Below are 26,247 nucleotides of genomic sequence, written 5' to 3' on the forward strand. Positions count from 1 at the left end.
CATTAGTGAAAACTGAGCATATCAGCAATCTCTTGCAGCGCGTCCTCGGTCAGTTCTTGATCATCAAAATCACTGATGGTCTTTTCTGTTTCGCTTTTGTTCTGGCAGTGTTCGATCAGCTGTAATAAAAATTGACGGCATGTTTCGCTAAGCTGTTCGATGGTTTTGCGCTGAAAGCGGGCATTGTCATAAGTCATATTGACAGACAGTTTTCCTTCTGCAGCGATTGCGCTGATATCCAGCGACTGTTCACGGTTCCATGTTGTGCTGATATCATCCCCGGCACCAAGCGGAGAGAATGAGAAGGTGTCCTCCTCAGGTGCTTCAGCTGGGCTGCCGCTTTCAAATTGCCCCAAATAATTGAAGCTGATTTCCGGCGCGCCTGTGAAATTGATGTCTTTTTTGTCAGGCGGCGTCAAATATTTGATGACACCGTAGCCGAATCCTTTGTCTGGTACACGTCTCAGTGTATCTTTTGTTGTTTTTAGCACATGAACGATGCCTTCTTCCGAATCTGGCAAGTCTGCGTTCAGTTTAATCAATAACGGATAAATGGCGGTAAACCATCCAACCGTACGGCTCACATCAACCCCGTCTAATACATCCTCTCGCCCGTGGCTTTCTAATGATAGCTTGAAGGCGGATTGATTGGTCCAATGGCGCAGCGCGAGAATGACAGAAGCGAGAAGCAAATCCTGAGTATCTGTGTTGTATGCGCTGTTGGCATCTTTTAAAAGCGCAGCTGTCTCTTTATCGTTTAATGTAAACGAAATGGTGGATCGTTTTCTCTCGTTTGCTATGGGTCCGTCGATTTGATCAAAAGGCAGTGCTTCTGTTTGATATTCTTCGGTTTCGCGCCAATACTTGAGCTGTTTTATAAGCTGCTGGCTTTCTGCATAGCCAGAAAGCTTTTTCGCATACGCTTTAAACGAGCTTGTTTTAGGCGGCAGTTTGATATCTTCCCCGCCAGCAGCTTGGCGATACCCTAAAGACAAATCTTCAAGCAGAACCCGCCACGAGATGCCGTCAACGACGAAGTGATGAGCCGATAAAAATAAGAAATCACCGTCGGTTGTGCGGAAAAGACCGGCTTGCAGCAGCGGACCATTCTTCAAATCCATTTTCTGCTGAATATCACGTACATGGCGTTTGATAATAGGCTCATACGCTCTATTTCCGTTAGTACCTTTTGAAGCTGATAAATCAATCATCTGAAGGCCATACAGTGCATCGTCCGAATGACTGATCGGCCGATTATATTGATCCCAATATCCTTGTTCATTCTGTGAAAACACCATCCGCAGCGCATCATGATGACTTGTTATTGCTTTTAACGTTTTGCGCAGTGCGTCTTCTTGTATAGAGGTGCTCCGATGCAGCATGACGGACTGATTAAAATGGTGTTTTTCTTTTATATCTTGAGACAGAAACCATTTCTGAACAGGCGACCATTGCACGTCTCCCTCAACCGGAGCTTGGTCAATGACGCGCACAGCTTTTCGAACCCGAGCGGACAGTTCACCAATAGTCTGATGTTCAAACATCTCACGTACTGTCGTTTCAAATCCGCGCTGCTTCAGTCTGGCACAAACTTGCAGCGCTTTAATAGAATCTCCGCCCAGCTCAAAGAAATTAGCGTTTACGCCCAGCTCATCCACACTAAGAAGCTCCTCCCAAATTTCTGCCACCACCTTTTCAATCTCGTTTCTTGGGCTGATATCATCAGCAGGATAAGCGTGTTTCTCGGGTTCGGGCAGGGCTTTCTGATCAAGTTTTCCATTAACAGTCAGCGGGATGCTTTCAATCTGTATCAAACGGGCCGGCAGCATAAAGTCAGGCAGCATGGTTTTGAGAGAAGCGCGAATATCTGATGTATTTGCAGCCTGTTGATCTTTTGTCACCATGTATGCATAAACAGCTGTTTGTCCTTGCTCATCTGTTTTTGTAATGACAGCTGCCTCTTTAATAATCGGATGCTGAAGAAGAGCCGCTTGGATTTCACCCAACTCAATACGGTGCCCTCTGACTTTCACCTGATCATCAATGCGGCCTAAGTATTCCAGTTCGCCATTTGACAGGCGTTTCGCAAGGTCTCCGGTTCGATATAATCTGTCTTTCGGAAGATACGGATTGGGTACAAAGCGGTCAGCTGTCAGCTCATCTCTGTTGAGATATCCCCGCGCCACGCCTTCACCGCCTATATAAAGCTCCCCTGGAACTCCGATCGGCTGCAGGTTCATATGAGCATCCATCACATAAGCCTGCAGAGTTGAAAGAGGTCGTCCGATATTGCTTCTATTTGCGGCAATATCAGCTGCGGACAATTTTTTGAATGTGACATGTACCGTCGTTTCTGTAATACCGTACATATTGATCAAATCAGTATCAGGATATTTATCATTCCAGCTTTGAAGCATGCCGGGCTGTAAAGCTTCGCCGCCAAAAATGACGTATCGGATGTTTAAACGATCCGAATGGTTTCGATCTTCATGCATCAGGCCGTAAAAAGCTGTCGGGGTCTGATTGAGTACAGTGACGCGTTCTTTTTTTAACAATAATCGGAATGCTTGAGGATCACGGGCTGTTTCCTTAGAGACCACAACAAGTGTACTTCCGTTCAATAACGCACCAAACATTTCCCATACAGAGAAATCAAAGCAATATGAATGAAAGAACGTCCAGACGTCTTCATGGCCAAATTCAAAAGGCAGATTTTGATGCTTTAAGAGACTGATTACATTGCGGTGCTCGACCATTACCCCTTTTGGGCGGCCCGTCGTTCCTGATGTATAAATGATATAGGCCAAATGATGAGCAGACGATACTTGCGGAAGCGATGATTTGTCGTATGTCTCCGCGTTTTCGACGGTCAAGATCTCTCCTTCAAAATCATCATCAGCTCTCCAATCCGCTTCATTTACTGTCATCAGCAGTTTCGCTCCGCTATCGCTGAGAATATAGCGTTTCCGTTCCGATGGGTATTCAGGATCAATGGGAACGTAACAGCCGCCTGCCTTCCACACACCAAGTATGGCTGCTATCATGCTGAACGAACGAGGCATCATGATGCCTACTGGTGTGTCCGGTTTAACACCTCTGCTGCGCAATGTGTGTGCGATTCCATTGGACCACTCGTCAAGCTCCTGATAAGTGAGTGTTTTGTCTCCGATGACAAGTGCAGAGGCTTTTGGAGTTCGTGCAGCCTGCTGCTCAAACAATCGACTGATTGTTTGTTCTTCGTATTGATTTGCTTTCCTGAGGTTAAACTCATTGAGCAGCTGGTTCCGCTCTTCTTGGGTCAGGATGTCGATACGGTTGAGTGTCACCTCTGGATTTTTGCCGATGATGCGAAGGACATTTGTCAAATGAGATGCCCAGCGTTCCATGGTGGTTTTCTCAAACAGTGCGGTTGAATATTCAAAAAGAAAATGAATGTTTCCGTCACCCTCAGATGCTTGTAGTGTCAAATCGAATTTAGAAACGAGATGAGAAACTTCTGCCGGCTTCATTTGCAAATCATGCAGATGCAATGGCTCGTAATCATTATTTTGGACAACTAACATGGTATCAAATAGCGGGTTTCTGCTCATATCCCGCGTCACTCCAAGCTTATCGACAAGCTCTTCGAACGGATAATCCTGATGCTCATAGGCTTCCAATGCTGTGGCGCGCACTTCCTGCAGATACTGCACAAACGGCTTCCCGCCCTCCGGGCGTGTCCGCAGCGCCAGCGTGTTCACGAACATGCCGAGTATCGGCTCAAGATCCTTGTGTGGCCGGCCGGCAATTGGCGAGCCGACGATGATATCCTCCTGTCCGCTTAAGCGTGACAATAACGCGGTGTAGGCCGCAAGGAGCACCATGTACAGTGTGCTTCTGTTCTCCCGTGCCAGCTTGTGAAGCCTTGATGCTGCCTCTTGATCAAGCGTAAATGAGACCTTGTCACCCGCGAAGCTCCGCACCGGCGGGCGGGTATGATCAGCCGGGAGATCCAGCACCGGCAGCTCGCCCTCGAGCTGCTTCAGCCAGTACGTCTCCTGCGTCTGGTACGTGTCTCCTTTTTTAAACCCTTCTTGCCATACAGCGTAGTCTTTATATTGAATGGGAAGCGCCGGAAGGGTCCGGTTGTTGTACAGCTCCCCGAATTCCCGAATCAGAATGTTGACGGAAACACCGTCTGATATGATGTGATGCATATCAACCAGCAATAGGTGCCGTTCATCTGCTGCCTTTACGACTTGGGCACGGAACAGCGGCGCTTGGCTGAGATCAAACGGTTTGATGAACGCGGCTGCGGCTTCCTGTTCAGTTTGTTCACCGAGGTCTGCCGTCTGTAATGTAAACGGCACCTCGGCATGGATACGCTGCATCGGCTCGCCGCCTTCATCCTGTCCGAAGGATGTCCGAAGCGACTCGTGGCGCTTGATCAGCTCTTTGAAAGCTCTGTCCAATCTTTCGGGGGCGAGCTTCCCTTCCAGTTCCAATACAGCCGGCATATTGTAGCCGGTCCCTCCGTCCTCCAGCTGCTGAAGGACATAGATCCGCTTTTGGGCAGAGGAAACCGGATAGGTCTCACGCAGTTCCGCCGGTTTCATCGCTTCATATGGGCTGTCCGTTCCTTCACGGATAACGGAAGCCAGCCCTTCTACCGTCGGATGGGCAAACACATCTTTCAGCGGCACCTGTACATCGAATTCTTTTGAGATTCGGGAGACAAGCGCCGTTGCTTTTAAGGAATGTCCTCCGCGGTCAAAGAAGTTGTCGTGAATGCCGACAGGGCCGTTTTTCAGGACGTCCTCCCATAACTGGGCAAGCTTGATCTCTGTCACATTTCTCGGCGCCGTGTATGTCTCCGCATCTGCAGCTCCGCCAGGAGCTGGCAGGGCGTTTCGGTCCAGCTTTCCGCTCGGCGTAACCGGCCACTGTTCCATCTCTATCAGATGGGCTGGGATCATGTAGCCCGGCAGCAGTCTCTCAAGCTGCGCCCGCACTTCGTTTCTCCGGAGCCCTTCTATATAAGCGCATAATTCTGGCTCGCCGCTGTCTGTCCGTACGGTCACGGCTGCCTCCCTTATGCCTTCTATGTTTCTAAGCGCCGCTTCAATTTCTCCGGGCTCAATCCGGTAGCCTCTGATTTTGGCTTGATCATCCAACCGGCCGAGGAATTCAATATTCCCGTCAGGGAGCCAGCGCGCCACATCCCCTGTTTTGTACATGCGTTCACCCGGATAAAACGGGTCCTCAAGAAAACGCTCTGCCGTTAATGCCGGCCGATTCAAATAGCCTCTGGCAACGCCCGCTCCGGCGATGTACAGTTCGCCGAAACATCCGGCAGGCAGCATCCGCTGCTTTTGATTGAGGATATACAATCTGACATGATGAACAGGTTTTCCGATTGGAATCCGTTCAAGTTTTTCATGCAGCGGACAATCAAAAAATGAAGCTTCTACAGTTGCCTCCGTTGGTCCGTAGGAATTGGTTAGTGCAGTATTTGGAAGCAACTCGCAAAACCGGGAGACGAGATGGGTCCCAAGCTGTTCCCCACCGGAAAACACCCGCTTGAGTCCGTTTGTCTTAATCGGTACAGAACGATATTTTATATATTCTAAAAATGCATGAAGCATCGAAGGTACAAAATGCATAGCTGTGATCTTTTGGTCCTCTATGGCCTTCGCAATCACTTCAGGTTCTTTTTCGCCACCCTGAGGAAGCAGATAAACGGAAGCACCGGCATAAGGCCACCAAAACAGCTCCCATATTGAAGCATCGAATGAATACGATGTTTTGTGCATAATCACATCTGAATGATGAAGCTGATAGCGGGACTGTAGGGAATTTAAAAAATTCAACGCTGACCGATGCTCAACTTCAACACCCTTAGGCTTACCGGTAGAGCCGGATGTATAGATGACATAAGCTAAAGATTGCGGGAGAACGTCCGCATTCGGATTGGACAAACGATGTTTCAGCCCGCTATTTGTCTGATTGAGATAGACAATCTCTCCTGAAAATGCCGGAACGTGCAGGCCGGCAGACTGAAGCAGGAGAAGGTTTGTGCCGCTGTCCTCCAGCAGAAAGCTGATTCGTTCTTCCGGATAATCCGGGTCAATGGGCAAATACGCGCCGCCAGCTTTAAGAATGCCATATATGCCAATCAGCATTTCAGGCGAACGCCGGCCTATAATGGCAACAGTCGTTTCAGATTTTAATCCTCGTCCGATCAGCTCCCAGGCGATACGGTTAGCCTGTTCGTTCAATTCTTTATAGGTCATCGCTCCATCTTCAAAGATAACGGCCGTCTGATCAGGTGTTTTTGCTGCCTGCTTTTCGAGTGCATAGTGGAGCGTTTGATTCATCGGATAGCCTGTCCCCTGAACCGGATGGCACGCTTCAATAAACTCTCTCTCTTCTTCTATTGTTAAGATTGGAATGTTGTCCAATTCTGTTTCAGGACTGACAGCTGTATGTTCCACAAGGGTGGTGAAAAGGCCGGCCCACCTTTGGATGGTCGCTTTCTCAAACAAAGCTGTACTGTATTCAAACTGACAGAAAAGCTCGGCATCGTGTTCTGTTACATACAGGGAAATATCAAATTTCGATATTGGATGATGCAAGTCGCTCCATTGAAGCTGTACATCTTTCATTTTCAGCTTTTGCTGTTCCATATTCTGAAGGACAAGCGTTGTGTCAAACAGTGGATTCCGGCTCATTTCCCGCTGTACGCCTAGTTTATCCACAAGCTCTTCAAACGGATAATCCTGATGCTCATACGCTTCCAGTGCCGTCTGTCTGATTTCTTTCAGAAATTCTTCAAATGTTTTATTACCGGCCGGACGTGTCCGTAGAGCCAATGTATTAACGAACATCCCAAGAACAGCTTCAAGGTCGGCGTGGGGCCGTCCGGCGATAGGTGAACCAATCACAATATCATCCTGTCCGCTTAACCGTGATAAAAAAGCTGAATACAAAGCGAGCAGTGTCATGTAAAGTGTGCTTCTGTTTTTATGAGCGAGCCGTTTTATCCGGGCAGTGAGCTCTTTATCCATTTGAAAGGTTACTTTGCCGCCTGCGAATTGCCGTTCTGCCGGACGGCGTTTATCTGTCGGAAGCTCTAGTACAGGAAGATCCCCGCTAAACTGCTGCTGCCAGTAAGTCTCCTGCTTTTGATACGAGTCTCCCTTTTTAAATTGCTGATGCCAAACGGCGTAATCTTTATACTGGATCCGCAGCGGCTTAAGCTGGCGGTTTGCATAAAGATCGGTGAATTCTCGGATTAGGAGCTGAACGGATACACCATCTGAAATGATATGGTGCATATCCACCAGCAATACATGCTTCTCATTCGACACCTTTATAAGGCCCGCTCTAAATAATGGCGCCTGGCTGAGATCAAAGGGACGGACAAATCCTTCGATAGCTGTCTCTGTACTTAATGTAAACGGTACTTCAGTGTGAATACGCTGAACAGGCTCGCCATCTTCTCCGGATACAAAGGAAGTCCGAAGAGGCTCATGCCGACTGATTAGTTCTTTACATACAGCCGACAATTTAGCGACATCCAATATCCCTTCCAGTTCTAAGACCGCAGGCATATTGTAGGCGACACCCTCATCAAGCTGCTGAAGCACATATATCCGTTTTTGGGCTGAAGACACAGGATATGTCTCTCTTTCTTCTGCAGGCTCAATGGCCGCATACTGGTTTTCCTCTGCACCTCGAATGATTGAAGCCAGGTCTTCTACAGTCGGATGGGCAAAGATGTCCTTTAGCGGAACTTGTACATGAAATTCCTTAGCGATCCTCGACATAAGCACTGTTGCTTTTAACGAATGGCCGCCATGGTCAAAAAAGTTGTCTTGGATGCCTATATGGCCATTATTCAGTACATCTTCAAATATTTGTGAAAGCTTTGCCTCTAACAGATTACGAGGGGCAGTATATGGATTTCCGCCGATTGAAGCATCTGGCTCTGGAAGTGCAGCTTGATCTACTTTGCCGTTTGGGGTAAGAGGTATGCTGTCAACCCGTACCCATTTCGCAGGGATCATGTATTCCGGGAGCTCACTAGCCATATAGCGGCGTAAATCTATTGCATCCAGCTTTTGTACACTGCAATAGTACGCGCATAATTCATGTTCACCGCTTCGGTCTTGCCTGATAAGAATGGCGGCTTCCTTAATGTCCGGGTGGTTCATCAATGTGATTTCGATTTCTTGCGGCTCGATTCGATAGCCTCTGATTTTCACTTGATTGTCTGCCCGTCCGATATATTCGATGTTGCCGTCCTCAAGCCGTCTGGCCAAATCACCTGTCCGGTACATAATTGCACCAGGCCTGAATGGGTCATTTAAAAATTTGTCGCGTGTCAGTTTCTCGTGATTGACATAACCTCTGGCAACACTTGCACCGGAAATATAGAGTTCACCAGGTACGCCGCAGGGCTGCAGCTGTTTTTGATGATTCAAAATATATAGATCAGTACAGCCTATCGGTTTACCGATTGGCGGAAACTCAGGAATACGGTCCCCCGGATGAATGGTATACGTAGATACCACATGAGTTTCTGAAGGTCCGTAATGATTGTGCAGATGCAGGCCGCGCTCGCGCAATACGTCCTGAAAAAGCTCTGAAATTATTAATTGTTCTCCGGCTGCAATCAGATGTTTCACGCCATAAGGAAACGAGTTCGCAAATTGCCGTTCGCTGAAGATCATTTTGATAAAAGCAGTTGGGAGAAATACAATTTTTGTCTGGTGCTTGTTTATAAATGCAAACAGCTGCGGCACATCTCTTTTTATGGCTTCTGGCACGATGTGCAGTGTGCCGCCTTTCAGGAGCGCAGAAAATATTTCTTGATAGCAGACGTCGAAGGAAGGTGTCGCAAATTGCAGAACATCTGCTTCAAAGTCAATGCCGGAGTGAGTATATTCGAACTTCAGCAAGTTAGCCATGTTTCGATGTTCAAATTGAACACCCTTTGGTTTACCTGTTGTGCCTGATGTGTAAATCATATACAGAAGATCGTCCGCATCGTTGACTGACTGTAGGTTACTGTCATCTTCTTGGCTTTCGAAATCCTCTGCATGAGTGATAGAGTAATTGTTTTCAAGCGATGAGGAAAGATGCGCTTGTGAAACAACATGCGAACAGCCGCAGTCATTTAGAATATAACTGATTCTGTCAGCCGGATAATACGGATCAATCGGAACAATGGCGCCGCCTGCCTTTAAGATGCCAAGAACGCTGGTGATAAACGCCGCAGAGCGCTCCATTATTAGCGCAACAGGCTCCTGTCTCGCAACACCTTTTATTCGCAGCTGCCGCGCTAATTTGTTAGCCGATTTGTTCAGTTCTCTGTATGTTAATGAGCAGGCTTGATCAATTACAGCATAAGCATCCGGTGTCTTTTCCGCTTGCTTTTCAAACATAGCATGGATGGTTTCGCAAACTGGTGTGTGATCTGCGATGTTTCCAATCAGCTGCTGCTTTTCATAGTCTGTCGTAATATCGATTTCTGAGGGTGAAAGATTCGGATTATTTAAGATTTGTGATACAGCATTCAGAAGATGCTCCTTGACTGAAAGCACAAAAGACCGATCATGCTGTTCAGCATCATAGCTCATTTTCATATGGATTTCTTCTCCTGGCGCCACCATTAGATAAAAGCTGTAGTTGGTCTCATCTGCCACAGTGAAGTTGTGAATCTGAAAAAGATCAGAAGCATGTTCCTGTTTGTTCAGCATCTGAATCTCTTGCTGCACCGGATAGTTTTCAAATACGAGTATATGATCAATCAGCCCTTGCTTAACCGCTGAACGGGTTTGGATCTCATATAAAGGGTGGTAGCTGTATGCTTCAGCGGCAAGGCGGTCTTTTTGCATATCTTTTATGAGCTGCAGAAATGACGTTTTTTCCCCCTGCACCCGAACCGGTATCGTGTTAATGAAAAGACCGACCATATGTTCAATGCCTTCGATTTCCGCGGGCCTTCCTGAAATGACCGAACCGAATACGGCGTCATCATTATTATTATATTTTTGAAGCAGAATGCCCCAAATGGTATGGAAAATCGTACTGAGTGTTACTTCTTCCCTCGCCGCAAGCTCCGAAAGCCTGCTGCTTTCTTTCTTAGAGAATGAAAACGCAACGTATTCCTGCCTGCTTCTCCCCTTTGTTTTTTTCTGCTTCGGGAGTATAGTTTGCTGTTCATGGCCGGAAAGATAATGTTCCCAATATGAAACTGCCTGCTCTTTGTCTTGCTCCATCAGCCATTTGATATACCTTCCATATGGCTGGACCGGCTCAAGTGTTATAGCGGATTCGTTTACATAAGATGCGTAAATATGGAGAAACTCCTTTAACACAATGCTGAGGCACCAGCCGTCCATCATGATGTGATGAAAGGTCCAAATACAAGTGTATTGGCCCTCCCCTGTTTGAATCAGAGTGATGCGCATGAGCATATCTTTTTGCAACTGAAACCCTTGAGCCCGGTCCTCTTCTTTCAATTGCTCGATAAACTGTGACTGCTTCTCTTCGTTTAAATGCGTGATGTCTTTTTCCTGTACGATGACATTCCGTTCTCTCAGGACAACCTGCTGGGGAGATGAAACATGTTGACTGATAAAAATTGTTCTGAAAATATCATGTCTTGCTACAAGAGCATTGATGCTGTTTTGAAAATACTGCGGGTTGACTTTCCCTTCTATTGTAAAAGAAGCTTGCTCGACATATGCTTGTGAATCTTTTTGCAGGAGGGAATGGAAAAGCATCCCTTCCTGCATGTAAGACAGCGGATAAATATCCTGAATTGAATTCGCTTTTGTCATGTTCATGTCTCTCCCTGTCATGATTTTCTACAATTCTTCCACCAAGCTGGATATACTGTCCAAATCCTCTGTCGTTAATGATTGACTGCTAAAATCGCTCAGTGTCTTTTCTGCTGTCTGTTTACCGGCGCAGTGTTTCATAATGTCCAGCAAAAAGTGTTCGATCCTGTTGAGCAGCTGCTCCATTGTGTGTCGATGAAAGCGGGCTGGCGGATAACTAAGATTAAAATGAAGCTTTTTGTCTGCCGCCATAGCACTCATCTCAATGATTTGCTCACGCTTCCATGTAAGAGTGATATCCGTTCCGCTTCCAAGACTTGATGGACGGAAACTGCCCTGTCTTTCTATGTCATTGAACTGGCCCAAATAGTTAAAGCTGATTTCAGGTGTTTTTGAAAACGAAATGCTTTTGTTATCAGGGTGTGTGAGGTATTTCAGCATACCGTAACCCACCCCTTTGTTTGGTATCCGGCCCAGTGTATCTTTAACGGTTTTTACTGCGGTTCCAAGTTCATCCCTATGATTTTCAAAGCTTATGAGGGCCGGGTACATGGATGTAAACCAGCCGACCGTCCGGCTGATATCTAACTCCGGCATAATGTGTTCTCTTCCGTGTCCTTCCATAGCGATTCGGAGCTTCTTTCCGCCTGCCCATTCACAAATCGCCAAGGATGCCGCGGTTAACAGAATATCTTGTGTATCTGTACCATAGGCGTGATTGACGTTTTGCAGCAAAATGTCAGTGTCTGCTTCAGAGAGAGAAAAGCTTACCGAGTCCCTCCTGCCGCAGCCGATGTTCTCTTGAAGCGGCATGTCATATGGCAGTTCCGCAGCTTGCTGTTCTTCTGCACTTCGCCAATACGCCTCTTCGCGAATCAGCTTGCTGCTTTGGGCATATTCCTGAATCCGTCTGGCGTATTCTTGATAAGAATCAGTTTTAGGCGGAAGCTGAATCGCCTGGCCAGAAGCCGCTTGTTGGTACCCTGCTGACAAATCCTCCAGCAAAATCCGCCATGCCACACCATCAACGACAAGATGATGGATCGTAAGAAACAAGTAATCTCCGGTCAATGTTTTAAACCACGCGGCATGTAACAATGGTCCTTCCTGTAAATTGATGCTTTGCTGAAGATCTGCAACTTCTTGTTTGATTTGTGTTTCCCAACCGCCTTCTGTCTGTGAAAGATCAGATATTCTTAAACGATATAGCTGTGATTCATGTATGCTTTGGTTGATTTGAATCCACCGCCCGTCATCGTTGCGATAAACCATCCGAAGCGCATCATGATGCTCCGCCAGTTTTTTTAAAGATGCTCTAAGAGCGTCTTCAGACAAACGGTCAGCATGGAAAAGCATGACAGACTGATTGAAATGGTGTCGTTCTTCAATATCTTGTGAAAGAAACCATTGCTGAACAGGTGTCCAGGGAACATCTCCCTGAACGGGTCCTTGCTCTATGACTCTCTCTGTCTTTCGGATAAATGGTGATACGTCTTTTATCTTCGGATGACGAAATAGATCGCTTACCTGCAGGCTTAACCCGTGGCGCCCGAGACGTGCAGAAACTTGAAGCGCTTTGATTGAATCTCCGCCCAATTCAAAGAACGAATCCTCTATTCCGATCCTCTGGATGCCTAGAACCTCTTGCCAGATCAATGCCAGCTGCTCTTCAAGTTCGTTGCGTGGGGGGACGTACGTTTGTTTAGATGCAAAATCTGGTTCAGGCAGGGCTTGCCGGTTCAATTTGCCGTTTGATGTGAGCGGAAGTGTATCCATTTCAATGATGTACGCCGGAATCATATAATTTGGCAGTGAACGCGCAAGAAGAGATCGCACTTGTTCAGCGGTCGTGCCTGCTTTTACACTGATGTAGCCAAACAGCTCTTTGCTCCCTGTCTGTCCTGTTCGCGCCAATACAGCTGCTTCTTTGACCCCCTCTATTTGGCGAAGTGCTGATTCGATCTCACCCAGCTCCACCCGGTAGCCTCTGACTTTTACTTGATCATCAATACGGCCAGCGTACTCAATTGTGCCATCGGGAAGCCAGCGCGCCAGATCACCTGTGCGGTACAGTCGATCGCCAGATGCAAATGGATTTGGGATAAATTTCTCTCTCGTTAAATCAGGACGGCCCAAATATCCTCTGGCGACGCCATCTCCGCCGACACAAAGTTCGCCAACAGCTCCGATCGGCTGCAGCATTCCCCATTTATTTAAGATATAAGCGGTGGAATTACCAATCGGCCGCCCGATCGGAATGGAAAGTTCATATGTTTTTTGAACATGGAAACATGTCGAAAAAGTTGTATTTTCGGTTGGCCCATATCCATTCCATATCGATACTTCCGGGCAGGCATTTCTGATTCGATTGACATGGCTCACCGACAAAGCTTCCCCGCCAATAATCAGATGGTTCAACTGTGAAAATGTTGTCTCATTTTGCTCTGTCAAATGATTGAATAGAGAAGATGTCAGCCACATCGTTGTGATCCCGTGATGTTCTATGTATCTCTTCAGCTGATGGGGATCGAGAAATGCCTGTTTCTCGGACAGGTGCAAAGCTGCCCCATTTAGCAGCGGTCCAAATATTTCAAATGTCACACCATCAAAACCGATTGATGATGTCATGAGAAGACGGTCTGCAGGTGTAAATGCAATATAATTGCTGTTTTTAACAAGGCGAATGACACTTCGCTGCTCAATCATGACACCCTTTGGTTTACCGGTTGATCCAGAGGTATAAATGATATGAGCAAGCGAATGCGGCCCTGCTGAAGATTCAATGTTCTTTGTTTCTCCTTGCTTTTGAATGTCTTCGATTATGATTTGTTCACATTCAATGTCTAATAGCCGTTTGTCGATTTTTTCAGATTGAAGAAGCAATGTCGCTCCGCTGTCCGACAGGATGTAAGCTATTCGCTCAACAGGCAGATCAGAAGCGATAGGCAAATAGGCTCCCCCGGCTTTCAGAATACCCAGCATTCCGGCTATGAGTTCTGGCGTTCGTCCTGCCAACAAGGCTACGACTCGATCGGGACCGACTCCCTTTCTCTGTAGAAGTGAAGCAATTTGATTTGCCCAGCTGTTCAGATCCGCGTAAGTTAACTCTTGTGTATCGCTGACAATTGCTATGGCATTAGGCGTTTGTTCCGCCTGCATTTCAAAGAGTCTGCTGATGGTTTCATTTCTTGGATATTCAATTTTTGTACGATTGAGCTCATGGATAAGGTAATGGGTCTCATCCTCATTCAGTATATTTATTGATCCGAGAGCGGCTTTGTTGTCTTGGATGATGGAGAGTAACATATTGATGAAATAGTGAAGCCACTTTTCTATCGTTTTCTTCTTATATAAGTCCGTACTAAATTCCATTTGGAACGTCAGCAAACCGCGGGGCTGTTCGTGAGCATACAGGGTTAAATCAAATTTTGACGTTTGATGCCCATTGTTTGCTGCAGGTTTTAGATGCAGTTCATCCAAATGAATCGATTCCTGATCCATATTTTGAAGAACAAACATCACGTCAAACAGCGGATTCCGACTCATGTCCCGCGTCACTCCAAGCTTATCGACAAGCTCTTCGAACGGATAATCCTGATGCTCATAGGCTTCCAATGCTGTGTCGCGCACTTCCTGCAAATACTGCACAAACGGCTTCCCGCCCTCCGGGCGTGTCCGCAGCGCCAGCGTGTTCACAAACATGCCGAGTATCGGCTCAAGATCCTTGTGCGGACGGCCGGCAATTGGCGAGCCGACGATGATATCCTCCTGTCCGCTTAAGCGTGACAATAACGCTGTGTAGGCCGCAAGGAGCACCATGTACAGTGTGCTTCCGTTCGCCCGTGCCAGCTTGTGAAGCCTTGATGCTGCCTCTTGATCAAGCGTAAATGAGACCTTGTCACCCGCGAAGCTCCGCACCGGCGGGCGGGTATGATCAGCCGGGAGATCCAGCACCGGCAGCTCGCCCTCGAGCTGCTTCAGCCAGTGCGTCTCCTGCCTCTGGTATGCGTCTCCTTTTTTAAAACCTTCTTGCCATACGGCGTAGTCTTTATATTGAATGGGAAGCGCCGGAAGGGTCCGGTTGTTGTACAGCTCCCCGAATTCCCGAATCAGAATGTTGACGGAAACACCGTCTGATATGATGTGATGCATATCAACCAGCAATAGGTGCCGTTCATCTGATACTTTTACGATTTGGGCACGGAACAGCGGCGCTTGGCTGAGATCAAACGGTTTGATAAACGCGGCTGCCGCTTCCTGTTCAGTTTGTTCGTCGAGGTCTGCCGTCTGTAATGTAAACGGCACCTCGGCATGGATACGCTGCATCGGCTCGCCGCCTTCATCCTGTCCAAAGGATGTCCGAAGCGACTCGTGGCGCTTGATCAGCTCTTTGAAAGCTCTGTCCAGCCTTTCGGGGGCGAGCTTCCCTTCCAGTTCTAATACAGCCGGCATATTGTAGCCGGTCCCTCCGTCCTCCAGCTGCTGAAGGACATAGATCCGCTTTTGGGCAGAGGAAACCGGATAGGTCTCACGCTGTTCCGCCGGTTTCATCGCTTCATATGGACTGTCCGTTCCTTCACGGATAACAGAAGCCAGCCCTTCTACCGTCGGATGGGCAAACACATCTTTCAGCGGCACCTGTACATCGAATTCTTTTGAGATTCGGGAGACAAGCGCCGTTGCTTTTAAGGAATGTCCTCCGCGGTCAAAGAAGTTGTCGTGAATGCCGACAGGGCCGTTTTTCAGGACGTCCTCCCATAACTGGGCAAGCTTGATCTCTGTCACATTTCTCGGCGCCGTGTATGTCTCCGCATCTGCAGCTCCGTCAGGAGCTGGCAGGGCGTTTCGGTCCAGCTTTCCGCTCGGCGTAACCGGCCACTGTTCCACCTCTATCAGATGGGCTGGGATCATGTAACCCGGCAGCTGTCTCTCAAGCTGCGCCCGCACTTCGTTTCTCCGGAGTCCTTCTATATATGCGCATAATTCCGGCTCCCCGCTGTCTGTCCGTACGGCCACGGCTGCCTCCCTTATGCCTTCTATGCTTCTAAGCGCCGCTTCAATTTCTCCGGGCTCAATTCGGTAGCCTCTGATTTTGACTTGATCATCCAACCGGCCGATGAATTCAATGTTCCCGTCAGGGAGCCAGCGCGCCACATCCCCTGTTTTGTACATGCGTTCACCAGGATAAAACGGGTCCTCGAGAAAACGCTCTGCCGTTAATGCCGGCCGATTCAAATAACCTCTGGCAACACCCGCTCCGGCAATGTACAGTTCGCCGGCGACACCGGTAGGCTGTACGGCTAATTGCGGATCTAAAACATACAAACGCGCACCCGGTACGGGCTTCCCGATCGGAATCCGTAAGCGATCCGTGTCCCGCTCTGGGTCCAACACATAAAATGCCGCATCTACCGTTGCTTCTGTCGGCCCGTAGCCATGGATCAGCGATACATGAGGCAATACAGAAGCAAAACGGGCTGCCATATGGGGCGCAAGCGGTTCACCTCCGGCGAATACACGCTTCAGGCTTGTCCCGTCACTCAGCCTTTCGATTTCCGCTTGATCCAGAAAGCTGTTCAGCATAGCCGGAATAAAATGAACCGTTGTAATACGTTCCTGATGAATGGCTTTTCCGATCAATGCCGGATCTTTCTCCCAGCCGGGCGGAAGCAGATACGCCGAAGCGCCGGAAAGCGACCACCAAAACAGCTGCCAGACAGATGCATCAAAGGAAAAAGAGGTTTTCACCATGACAATGTCATCTTCCTGAAGCGCAAACTGGTGTTGCATGCCGGTCAGAAAGGAAACAGCCTGGCGGTGCTCAACGGCCACTCCTTTCGGCTGCCCGGTAGAGCCCGATGTATAGATGACATAGGCGAGAGAACCGCCGTCAGCAGGAGTAAACACATGGTTTTCTGCTTTTTCGCCCGCAAGAGATGTCATGTCAATTTCAAGCGTTTCGCCAGAAAAGTTCGGTGCGGAGCATCCCCGCTGTGTCAGCAAGAGCGCTGCTCCGCTGTCTTTCAGCATGTAGCTCAGCCGCTCCTTTGGATATGCTGGGTCAAGCGGCAAATAGGCCCCGCCGGCCTTCAAGACAGCAAGGACAGCGATCAGCATGTCAGGTGACCGCTCAGACAGGACACCGACGATGCTTTCCTTCGTGACGCCGCGTGCCGCGAGGTGGGCGGCCAGCCGGCTGGCATACAGGTTAAGCTCAGCATACGTCAGCGAGCCGCCGGAAAATCGGATAGCCGGCCGCTCCGGTGTGACAGCTGCCTGTCGTTCAAACAGACCGTGCAGGGTTGGGGCTTCAGGTGAAACAGATACTGTCCTGTTATTTTGAGAAACGATTTTCCGTGTTTTGTCCTCATCCAGCAATGTCATCTTTGACACAGGAAGAGATGGATCAGAGATGACGTCAGAGATCATGTGCTGTAAATAACCTTTTATCTCAGACATCATATTTGGTTGATAAGCGCCTGTATGAAAATGAATCCGAACGTACAAAGTACGCCCTGGGATCACTTTGACACTGCATCTGTAATTAGTTACCTCTTCCATCTCAAAATCTTTCACGGAGAAATCAAATGATCCAGCTTGATTCAGCTCTTCGATCTCTTGTTGAGTAGGTGTATTTTCAAAGACGATAATATGATCAATCAGCTCTTGTTTAAGAGCACTCTGCGCCTGAATGTCATATAAAGGGAAGTAACTATACGCTTCTGCTTCAGTCATGTCCTTTTGCATCCTGCTGACTAAGTCAGAAAAAGAAAGAGAAGCACTTTGGACCCGAATAGGAATGGTATTGATAAAAAGTCCGACCATGTTTTCCACATCTTTTAGCTCAGAAGGTCTGCCTGATATAACTGATCCGAACACAGCATCGCTGCAGCGATTAAACTTTTGGAGCATAACCCCCCATAAAGCTTGGAACACAGTATTTAGTGTCGCTCCAGAAGCTGCTGCGATTTTCTGTAAATCCGAGGTTTCTTTTTCAGGAATGGTGAACGTGATCTGCTGTAATGTCCCATCCTGAAATTGATCTGTTCTTTTTGGCAGAGGCGTAGATTTTTCGAAATGCTCAAGCCTCTTTTTCCAATACTCAGCTGCTTCTTCACGCTCTTGCTGCATCAGCCATTTAATATACGTCCCGTACGGCTGTACGGGAGGCAAATCAGGAAGCTGTCCTTTATCCAGCGCTTGATAAATGTGAATAAAATCCTTAATGACGATGCCTAAACACCAGCCATCCATTAAAATATGATGGTGGCTCCAGATACAGACATAATGATCAGGCGCCCATTTTAAAATAGATATTCTCATCAGTACATCAGTTTGGAGATCAAAGCCTCTGGATTTGTCCTGTTCTTTGAATGCCTCGGTACAATGTTCTTTATCCCTTTCATTGAGATGGGAAATATCTTCAAAATGGACAGGGCAATGACGATGCTTGAGCACGACTTGACGAGGTTTGGCTACATTTTTATAGATGAACGCTGTTCGGAAGATTTCATATCTGTCAAAAACAGCTTCCATACTTTTCTGAAAACGCTCTAAGTCAAGCTGTCCATGGATCGTAAAAGAAGCCTGTTCAAAATAAGCTCTTGACTGTTCATCATACAGTGAGTGAAAAAGCATCCCTTCCTGCATAAAAGACAAAGGGTATATATCCTGTATTTCGGGTTGCTGCGGCATCAGTTGAATCTCCTCTCCCTATAGTTTGTTGACGGCTCCCATAATCTCACTCAGTTCATCAAGCGTTAAATCTTCATCAGTGAAATCAGATGCGCTCCATTCTCGACTTTCTTTGCCCGTACAATGCTCAATGATGTTTTCCAGTGTCTGTTTAAAATGCCCGGCAAATGTTTGGATTGTTTTTTCTTCGAATTGCAGCCTGTTATAGATGATGTGTATGTTCAGGCACCCAGAAGAAACAGCGCCGCTGATATCCAGTGCATAAGGCCGCTCCCAGTTCGGGCTGATCTCATTTTCCGGCTTGATGTCAGAAACCTCAAAGGCTTTTGATTGAATATCCTGATCAAACTGGCCTAAATAATTAAAGCTGATTTCCGGGCTGTATTTCTCAGAGCCCCATCTGTTGCTGATATATTTCAGCACACCGTAGCCTGCGCCTTTATGCGGTATACGATGCAGCATATCTTTTGTCTGTTTAATGAGATGGCTCAGCCGCTCATCGTTGTTCTTATGATCAGAATCACTCATATCAAGCCACACAGGATAAATCGAGGTGAACCAGCCGACCGTTCTGCTCATATCAATGTCCTCAAGATATGATTCCCTTCCATGGCCCTCCATGCTGATTTTAAACTGATCAGAGCCCGTCCATCGCTGCAAAGCAAGACCTAAAGCTGTCAGCAGGATATCGTTCATCTCCGTGCTGTAGGCTTTATGTGCAGCCGTTAACAATAATTCGGTGTGATCGCGTGACAGCTCAAAATCAATCACTTCTGTCTCTTTGAATGTGTTAGGCGCTGCGTCATTGTCTTTAGGAATAGGTTGAATGTGACGGTTCTCACGTTCATCCCAATACGCTGCTTCGCGCTGCATCTGGCGGCTTTTAGAATAGTCAGCTATTCTTTGTGAATACGTTACATATGAATCTGTTTTTTGCGGCAGTTGAATAGATTCTCCTATGACTGCCTGCTTGTAAGCTGTTGAAAAATCCTCGAACAGAATGCGCCATGAAACCGCATCAATAACCAAGTGATGAATCGTCAGAAACAAATGGTCACCATTTTCGGTTCTAAACAATCCAGCGTGAAGCAAAGGGCCGGTTTCCAAACAAATATGCTGCTGAATCTGGCTGGCTGTTTCCTTAATCCTGTTTTGTGCTTCTATTAAGTTACCCTTTACATCAAACAGTTCAAGAGCATATAGCTCGTCATCTGGAAGATCAATCCCTCTATTGAACTGCACCGGGTGGCCATCGTCATACTTGCATATGATTCTCAGTGCGTCATGATGAGTCACCAGGCTTTTTAGCACTCTTCTAAGTGCAATCTCATCAAATCGTTCAGCCCGGTAAAGCATAACGGACTGGTTAAAATGATGGGTTTCCAGAGATTGAGAGAAAAACCATTGCTGGACAGGTGTCCAAGCGATCTCTCCCTCGACCGGGCCTTGGTCAATGACGCGCACAGCTTTTCGAACCCGAGCGGACAGTTCACCAATAGTCTGATGTTCAAACATCTCACGTACTGTCGTTTCAAATCCGCGCTGCTTCAGTCTGGCACAAACTTGCAGCGCTTTAATAGAATCTCCGCCCAGCTCAAAGAAATTAGCGTTTACGCCCAGCTCATCCACACTAAGAAGCTCCTCCCAAATTTCAGCTACCACCCTTTCAATCTCGTTTCTTGGGCTGATATCATCAGCAGGATAAGCGTGTTTCTCGGGTTCAGGCAGGGCTTTCTGATCAAGCTTTCCATTAACAGTCAGCGGGATGCTTTCAATCTGTATGAAACGGGCGGGCAGCATAAAGTCAGGCAGCATGGTTTTTAGAGAAGCACGAATATTTGATGTATTCGGGGCCTGTTGATCTTTTGTCACCATGTATGCATAAACAGCTGTTTGTCCTTGCTCATCTGTTCTTGTAATGACAGCTGCCTCTTTAATAATCGGATGCTGAAGAAGAGCCGCTTGGATTTCGCCCAACTCAATACGGTGCCCTCTGACTTTCACCTGATCATCAATGCGGCCTAAGTATTCCAGTTCGCCATTTGACAGGCGTTTCGCAAGGTCTCCGGTTCGATATAATCTGTCTTTCGGAAGATACGGATTGGGTACAAAGCGGTCAGCTGTCAGCTCATCTCTGTTGAGATATCCCCGCGCCACGCCTTCACCGCCTATATAAAGCTCCCCTGGAACTCCGATCGGCTGCAGGTTCATATGAGCATCCATCACATAAGCCTGCAGAGTTGAAAGTGGCCGTCCGATATTGCTTCTATTTGCGGCAATATCAGCTGCGGACAATTTTTTGAATGTGACATGTACCGTCGTTTCTGTAATACCGTACATATTGATCAAATCAGTATCAGGATATTTATCATTCCAGCTTTGAAGCATGCCGGGCTGTAAAGCTTCGCCGCCAAAAATGACGTATCGGATGTTTAATCGATCCGAATGGTTTTGATCTTCATGCATCAGGCTGTAAAAAGCTGTCGGGGTCTGATTGAGTACAGTGACGTGTTCTTTCTTTAACAATAATCGGAATGCCTGAGGGTCACGGGCTGTTTCCTTAGAAACCACAACGAGTGTACTTCCGTTCAATAACGCACCAAACATTTCCCATACAGAGAAATCAAAGCAATATGAATGAAAGAACGTCCAGACGTCTTCATGGTCAAATTCAAAAGGCAGGTTTTGATGCTTTAAGAGACTGATTACATTGCGGTGCTCGACAATGACACCCTTTGGCTGGCCAGTTGTTCCGGATGTGTATATCACGTATGCCGGCTGATCCGCTAGGTTTTCTTGAATGTTTAAATCAGCCGGAATTGAGTCGGTTTCGCCTTCATCGAGGTACAACATATGCCCGCTGTAGTCTGCTGGTTTGTTTTGACCGCGCTTTGTCAGCAATATTTCTGTCCCGCTGTCATTAAGCATAAAGCTAATACGTTCCTGAGGATATTCAGGATCAATCGGCAAATAGGCTCCCCCGGCTTTTAAAATCGATAAAACGCCAATGACCATATCAGGTGACCGGTCGAGCATCAGACCGACGATATCCCCAGTGCTGACTCCTTGTTTAATCAGCATAGCAGCTGTCCGCTCTGCTTTTTCTTTCAGCTCTCGGTAGGTAATCTGAGCGTCGCCGCACACCACTGCGAGATGCTCCGGATGCTGAGCTGCTTTTTTTTCAAATAAGCTTACAATGTTTTCGTTTTTCGGAAATGCCGCATACTGTCCCATTTCTTCAAGGAGCAAATTCCGCTCTGCAGCAGGAAGCAATTGCATATCCGAAATTCTCATCCCGGTATCCGCCGTTACACTTTTTAACAGCTCAATAAAATAGGATGCCCACCGTGCGATGGTCTCCTCTTCAAAAAGGGCAGTGCTGTATTCAAAACGGCAGCGAATTCCGCCCGCATGCTCCTCAGCATGTAATGTCAAATCGAATTTAGATATATCGTGTTTTGGAGTGACAGACGAAATCGATAAACCAGGCACTTCGAACTGAAAATCCTCACTGCTTTGAAGCACGAGCATCGCATCGAACAGCGGGTTGCGGTTTACTTCTCGATGTGTATCGAGCTTATTTGCCAGCTCCTCAAAAGGATAATCTTGATGTTCATAAGCCGTCAGAGCCAAGTGGCGAATGTCCTGCAAATAAGAGCTGAATGTTTTATGGCCTTCGGGCTGGCTGCGCATCGCCAACGTATTGACGAACATTCCGATGACGCGTTCCAGATCGGCGTGCGGTCTTCCGGCAGCAGGCGAGCCGACAACAATATCCTCTTGCCTGCTTAGCTTGGAAAGCAAAATAGAATAGACAGCCAGAAGGATCATATACAATGTTGTTCCCGTTTCAGCCATTAAATGGTGCAGCTCGTCCGCCATGTCTTTATCAATGTGTACTTCGATTGTTCCGCCGCTGAAATCAGGGAGGCGCGGCCTTGTTTTATCAAGCGGTAAATCTAACACAGGAAGACTCCCGCCTAGCTGGTTGAGCCAGTAGGCCTCCTGTTTTTTGTACAGCTCTCTCGGATACTTCTCTTGCTGCCAAACAGCAAAATCCTTATAATGCAGGTTTAAAGCTGGCAGCTCTTTTCCGCAATATAAGTCAGTAAATTCTTGAACTAAAGTGCTCATCGAGACACCATCAGCAATAATATGATGCATATCAAGCAGCAAAAAGCCGCGTTTATTGCCCATCGAAATGACACAAGCTCTAAAAAGCGGGCCGGACGATAGATCAAATGGTTTGATAAAGGACTCAATTGCAGTCTGAAGCGTTTTTTCTGAACCCATTTCAAGCTCTTTCAGATCAAAAGCCATCTCTGGATAAATGATCTGCACGGGCTCGCCTCTGTCAAGCATAAAACCAGTCCGCAATGCTTCATGCCGATTCACAAGTTCTGTGAGAACGCTTCTCAGCCGCTGGTGATTCAGGTTTCCGTTTAATTCAAGTACAGCGGGCATGTTGTAGCCTGTGCTGTCATCTGCCAGCTGATGAAGAGCATATAATCGTTTTTGCGAGAAAGACAGCGGATAGACATCTCTTTGATCCGCAGGCTCAATCTGTGTAAATGCATGTTTTTTTAAGCTCATCAATTTGACTGCCATGCTTTCAATCGTCGGGTTAGAAAAAACCTCACTGAGCGGCAGCTCGACATTCAGCTTTTTATGTATCCTTGAAACCAGCGCGGCGGCTTTTAAGGACTGTCCGCCTAACTGAAAGAAATCATCGCGAATGCCGATTTGCTGTTTATTCAGCACATCTCCCCAAATAAGTGCGAGATCCGCTTCGATTAAAGTTCGGGGCGGCATATAGGTGAGGCTCGCATTGCTTTCAGGTTCAGGGAGTGCTGACCGGTCAAGCTTCCCGCTGGACGTTAATGGCATCCGGATGATGTTGATCATACTTGCGGGGATCATATAGGACGGCAGTGTTCCGGCAAGATGCCGATATAAATCAGGGAGACTGTTTCCCTTTTCCGGTACGATATAAGCAACGAGCCCCTTTTCCTCAGCAGAAACATCCCGGGCCAGTACCGCTGCTTCCTTTACACCTGGTGCCTGTCGAAGAACCATTTCAATCTCTCTCAGTTCAATGCGGTAACCCCTGATTTTCACTTGATCATCAAAACGTCCGACATATTCAATCGTTCCGTCCGGCAAAAAGCGGCCTGCATCACCTGTTCGGTATACACTCTCCCCTTCAAGGAACGGATGATCGGAAAAGGCTTTATCTGTCAGATCTGGCTGTTTGTAGTACCCTCTGGCAAGACCCGCGCCGGAAATACACAGTTCGCCTGCCGCGCCGATCGGCTGCATTTGATTTCCGTGTAAAACAAATACTTTCGTGTTTGCAATCGGGTGTCCGATCGTGATCCTCTCTTTTTCGTTCAATTGACGCAATATTGTTGTTGCCACACTGTTTTCTGTGGGTCCGTATTCATTTGTCAATTCTGCAGAAGGACAAATCTTTTGACTCATCTCAAGCAGATCAGGCGTGACCGCTTCACCCGCAAATGTCACAATCCGAAGGCTTTTTGCATCCTCTGCAGTCAGCACTTCCAGTAACACCCGGTACAGAGAAGGAACAATGATCATGTGACTGACCTTATAGCGTGCTATTTTTTTCTTAAGGGCTAGCACATCCTTTGCTTCGTCATCCGTTGTCAGCAGTACGCATGCACCGGATAAAAGCGGGGTAAACAAGCTTGTCAGACAGCCGTCAAACACATATGAAAACAAATGGAGAGATATATCCTGTTCGGCCATGCCATACTCTTCCCGTCTCCATTGCAATGTGTTGGCAATGCCTTGATGATCAACAAGAACACCTTTTGGCCGCCCTGTCGTTCCCGACGTATAGATTAAGTAGGCAAGATTACCAGGCGGCACATCTGGAGCTATTGTTTGGTGACTTTCTGTACGTTCTATCGGTATCATTTTTCCTTCATAGTGCGGCGGGATACATGTCATGAGGTCTTCTTCTATCAGCAAGTGAGCCGCTTGACTGTCCTTCAGCAAGAAAGAAAGACGTTCTGTTGGAAAATTTGGATCAAGCGGCATATAAGCGCCCCCCGCTTTCCAAATGGCGAGCAAAGCTGCAGGCATCTCCATTGACCGCCTCATCATCACAGCGACGACATCTCCAGATCCAACGCCTTTTTCTATCAGGGCGTGCGCAATCTGATTGGCTCTTTCATTTAATTGGCGATAGGTCCAGCATTCATCCCCCATTTTCAATGCAGCAGCTTCAGGTGTTTTGTGAAATTGTTCCTCGAACAATTGGGCTATTGTTTTGTTCACATAAGGACGCTCTGTTTCGTTAAACAATTGGATAGCCTTTTGCTCCTCCGGCGGCACGATATGAATGTCACTGACGGCAATATCGGGATGTGTCACAATGCACTCCAGCGCTTGCTTTAGATGGCACTGAATCCGCAGCATCTCTTCACGTTCGTAAACAGCTGCGTTGTAGCTGAATTTAATATAGAATGATTCTCCCGGAACGATAACGATATTAAAGTCGTAATTGGTTTGCTCCGACATTGAAATGTCACTCAGCTTCAGCGCATTTTCCTCATTCTCGCTCTCGATGCGTAATGCCTGATCAAGCTGTACAGGATAATTTTCAAAGACAAAAATATGATCGATCAAACCTTGCTTCAATGGACTATGGTTTTGAATGTCATAAAGCGGGTAATACCCATGCTGTTCAGATGATAAAATATCCTCCTGCACAGCTTTGACCAGCGAAGAAAACGTCATGCCCTCCGCAGATCGAATTCGTACTGGAACCGTATTAATAAACAAGCCGACCATTGATTCAATCCCATCAATCGCTGACGGACGTCCTGAAATAACGGAACCAAAAACTGCATCATCAGCTGCGGTATATCGGTGCAGAAGCACGCCCCAAATACTCATAAACAACGTATTTAGTGTAACTCCCCAACTCTGCGCGGCCTCTGTCAGTTTCTCAACCATTTCCGGTGTTAAAGAAAAGCTGACCTGTGCAGCTTTATAATCCCCGTTCGCTGGGCGGGGCTTTATCCGGGGAATAGAAGCGGTATTGCCGTATTCCTCCAAATATTCGCTCCAGTAAGCTGCAGTCTCTTCCTGATCTTTTTCTCCAAGCCATTCAATATAGCGGCTGTATGGCACCGTGCTGCCAAGCTGCACAGGCCTGTTATTGCTGAGTGAATCATACATGCTGAAAAACTCTTTAAGAATAATGCCGAGACACCAGCCATCCATAATGATATGGTGATGTGTCCATACACACGTATATTTGCTGTCGCCTCTATCAAAAAGAGCAAGACGCATTAACGGATCTTTTTGCAGATCAAATCCTTTTTCTCGATCCTTCGTCATAAATTCATCGATCAGCACCTGCTGTTCATGATCAGCCATGTGAGAAAAATCTTCTTTATACACTGTCAATTCGCGATTTGATAAGACTACCTGCTGCGGTCCTGTAAGATCTGGTACTTCTTTAATAAAAATCGTTCTGAAAATATCATATCGGGAAACGAGAAGGTTTAAGCTCTTTTGAAACGAGTCGATGCATAAATTCCCCGTGATCGTAAACGAGGTCTGTTCGACATAGGCTTTCGAGCTGAAATCCATCAGTGAATGAAACAGCATTCCTTCCTGCATATGCGATAACGGATAAATATCTTGAATTTGTGCCGATTGTGCCATCAATTCCACACACCTTTTCAAA

General features: G+C 47.1%; 3 protein-coding genes. All 3 read right to left on the minus strand.

Annotated elements, in window-relative coordinates; all coding sequences use genetic code 11:
- Positions 1-2: 2 nt before the first annotated feature.
- The 3 genes from G4P54_RS10495 to G4P54_RS10505 are packed head-to-tail and all read right to left on the minus strand — an operon-like array spanning position 3 to position 26,225.
- On the minus strand, positions 3-10,829 hold the full coding sequence (locus G4P54_RS10495; RefSeq protein WP_167872615.1) for a non-ribosomal peptide synthetase: 10,827 nt from the start codon (positions 10,827-10,829) through the stop codon (positions 3-5).
- 27 nt (positions 10,830-10,856) lie between these two features.
- Positions 10,857-18,524, minus strand: a complete 7,668-nt coding sequence (locus G4P54_RS10500) for a non-ribosomal peptide synthetase (RefSeq protein WP_167872616.1) — start codon at positions 18,522-18,524, stop codon at positions 10,857-10,859.
- 18 nt (positions 18,525-18,542) lie between these two features.
- Positions 18,543-26,225 carry a non-ribosomal peptide synthetase gene (locus G4P54_RS10505; protein WP_167872617.1) on the minus strand — a complete coding sequence of 2,561 codons (7,683 nt, stop codon included), beginning with the start codon at positions 26,223-26,225 and terminating at the stop codon, positions 18,543-18,545.
- Positions 26,226-26,247: the final 22 nt, after the last annotated feature.

The sequence above is a fragment of the Bacillus tequilensis genome, from assembly GCF_012225885.1.
Classification (GTDB): Bacteria; Bacillota; Bacilli; order Bacillales; family Bacillaceae; genus Bacillus; species Bacillus tequilensis.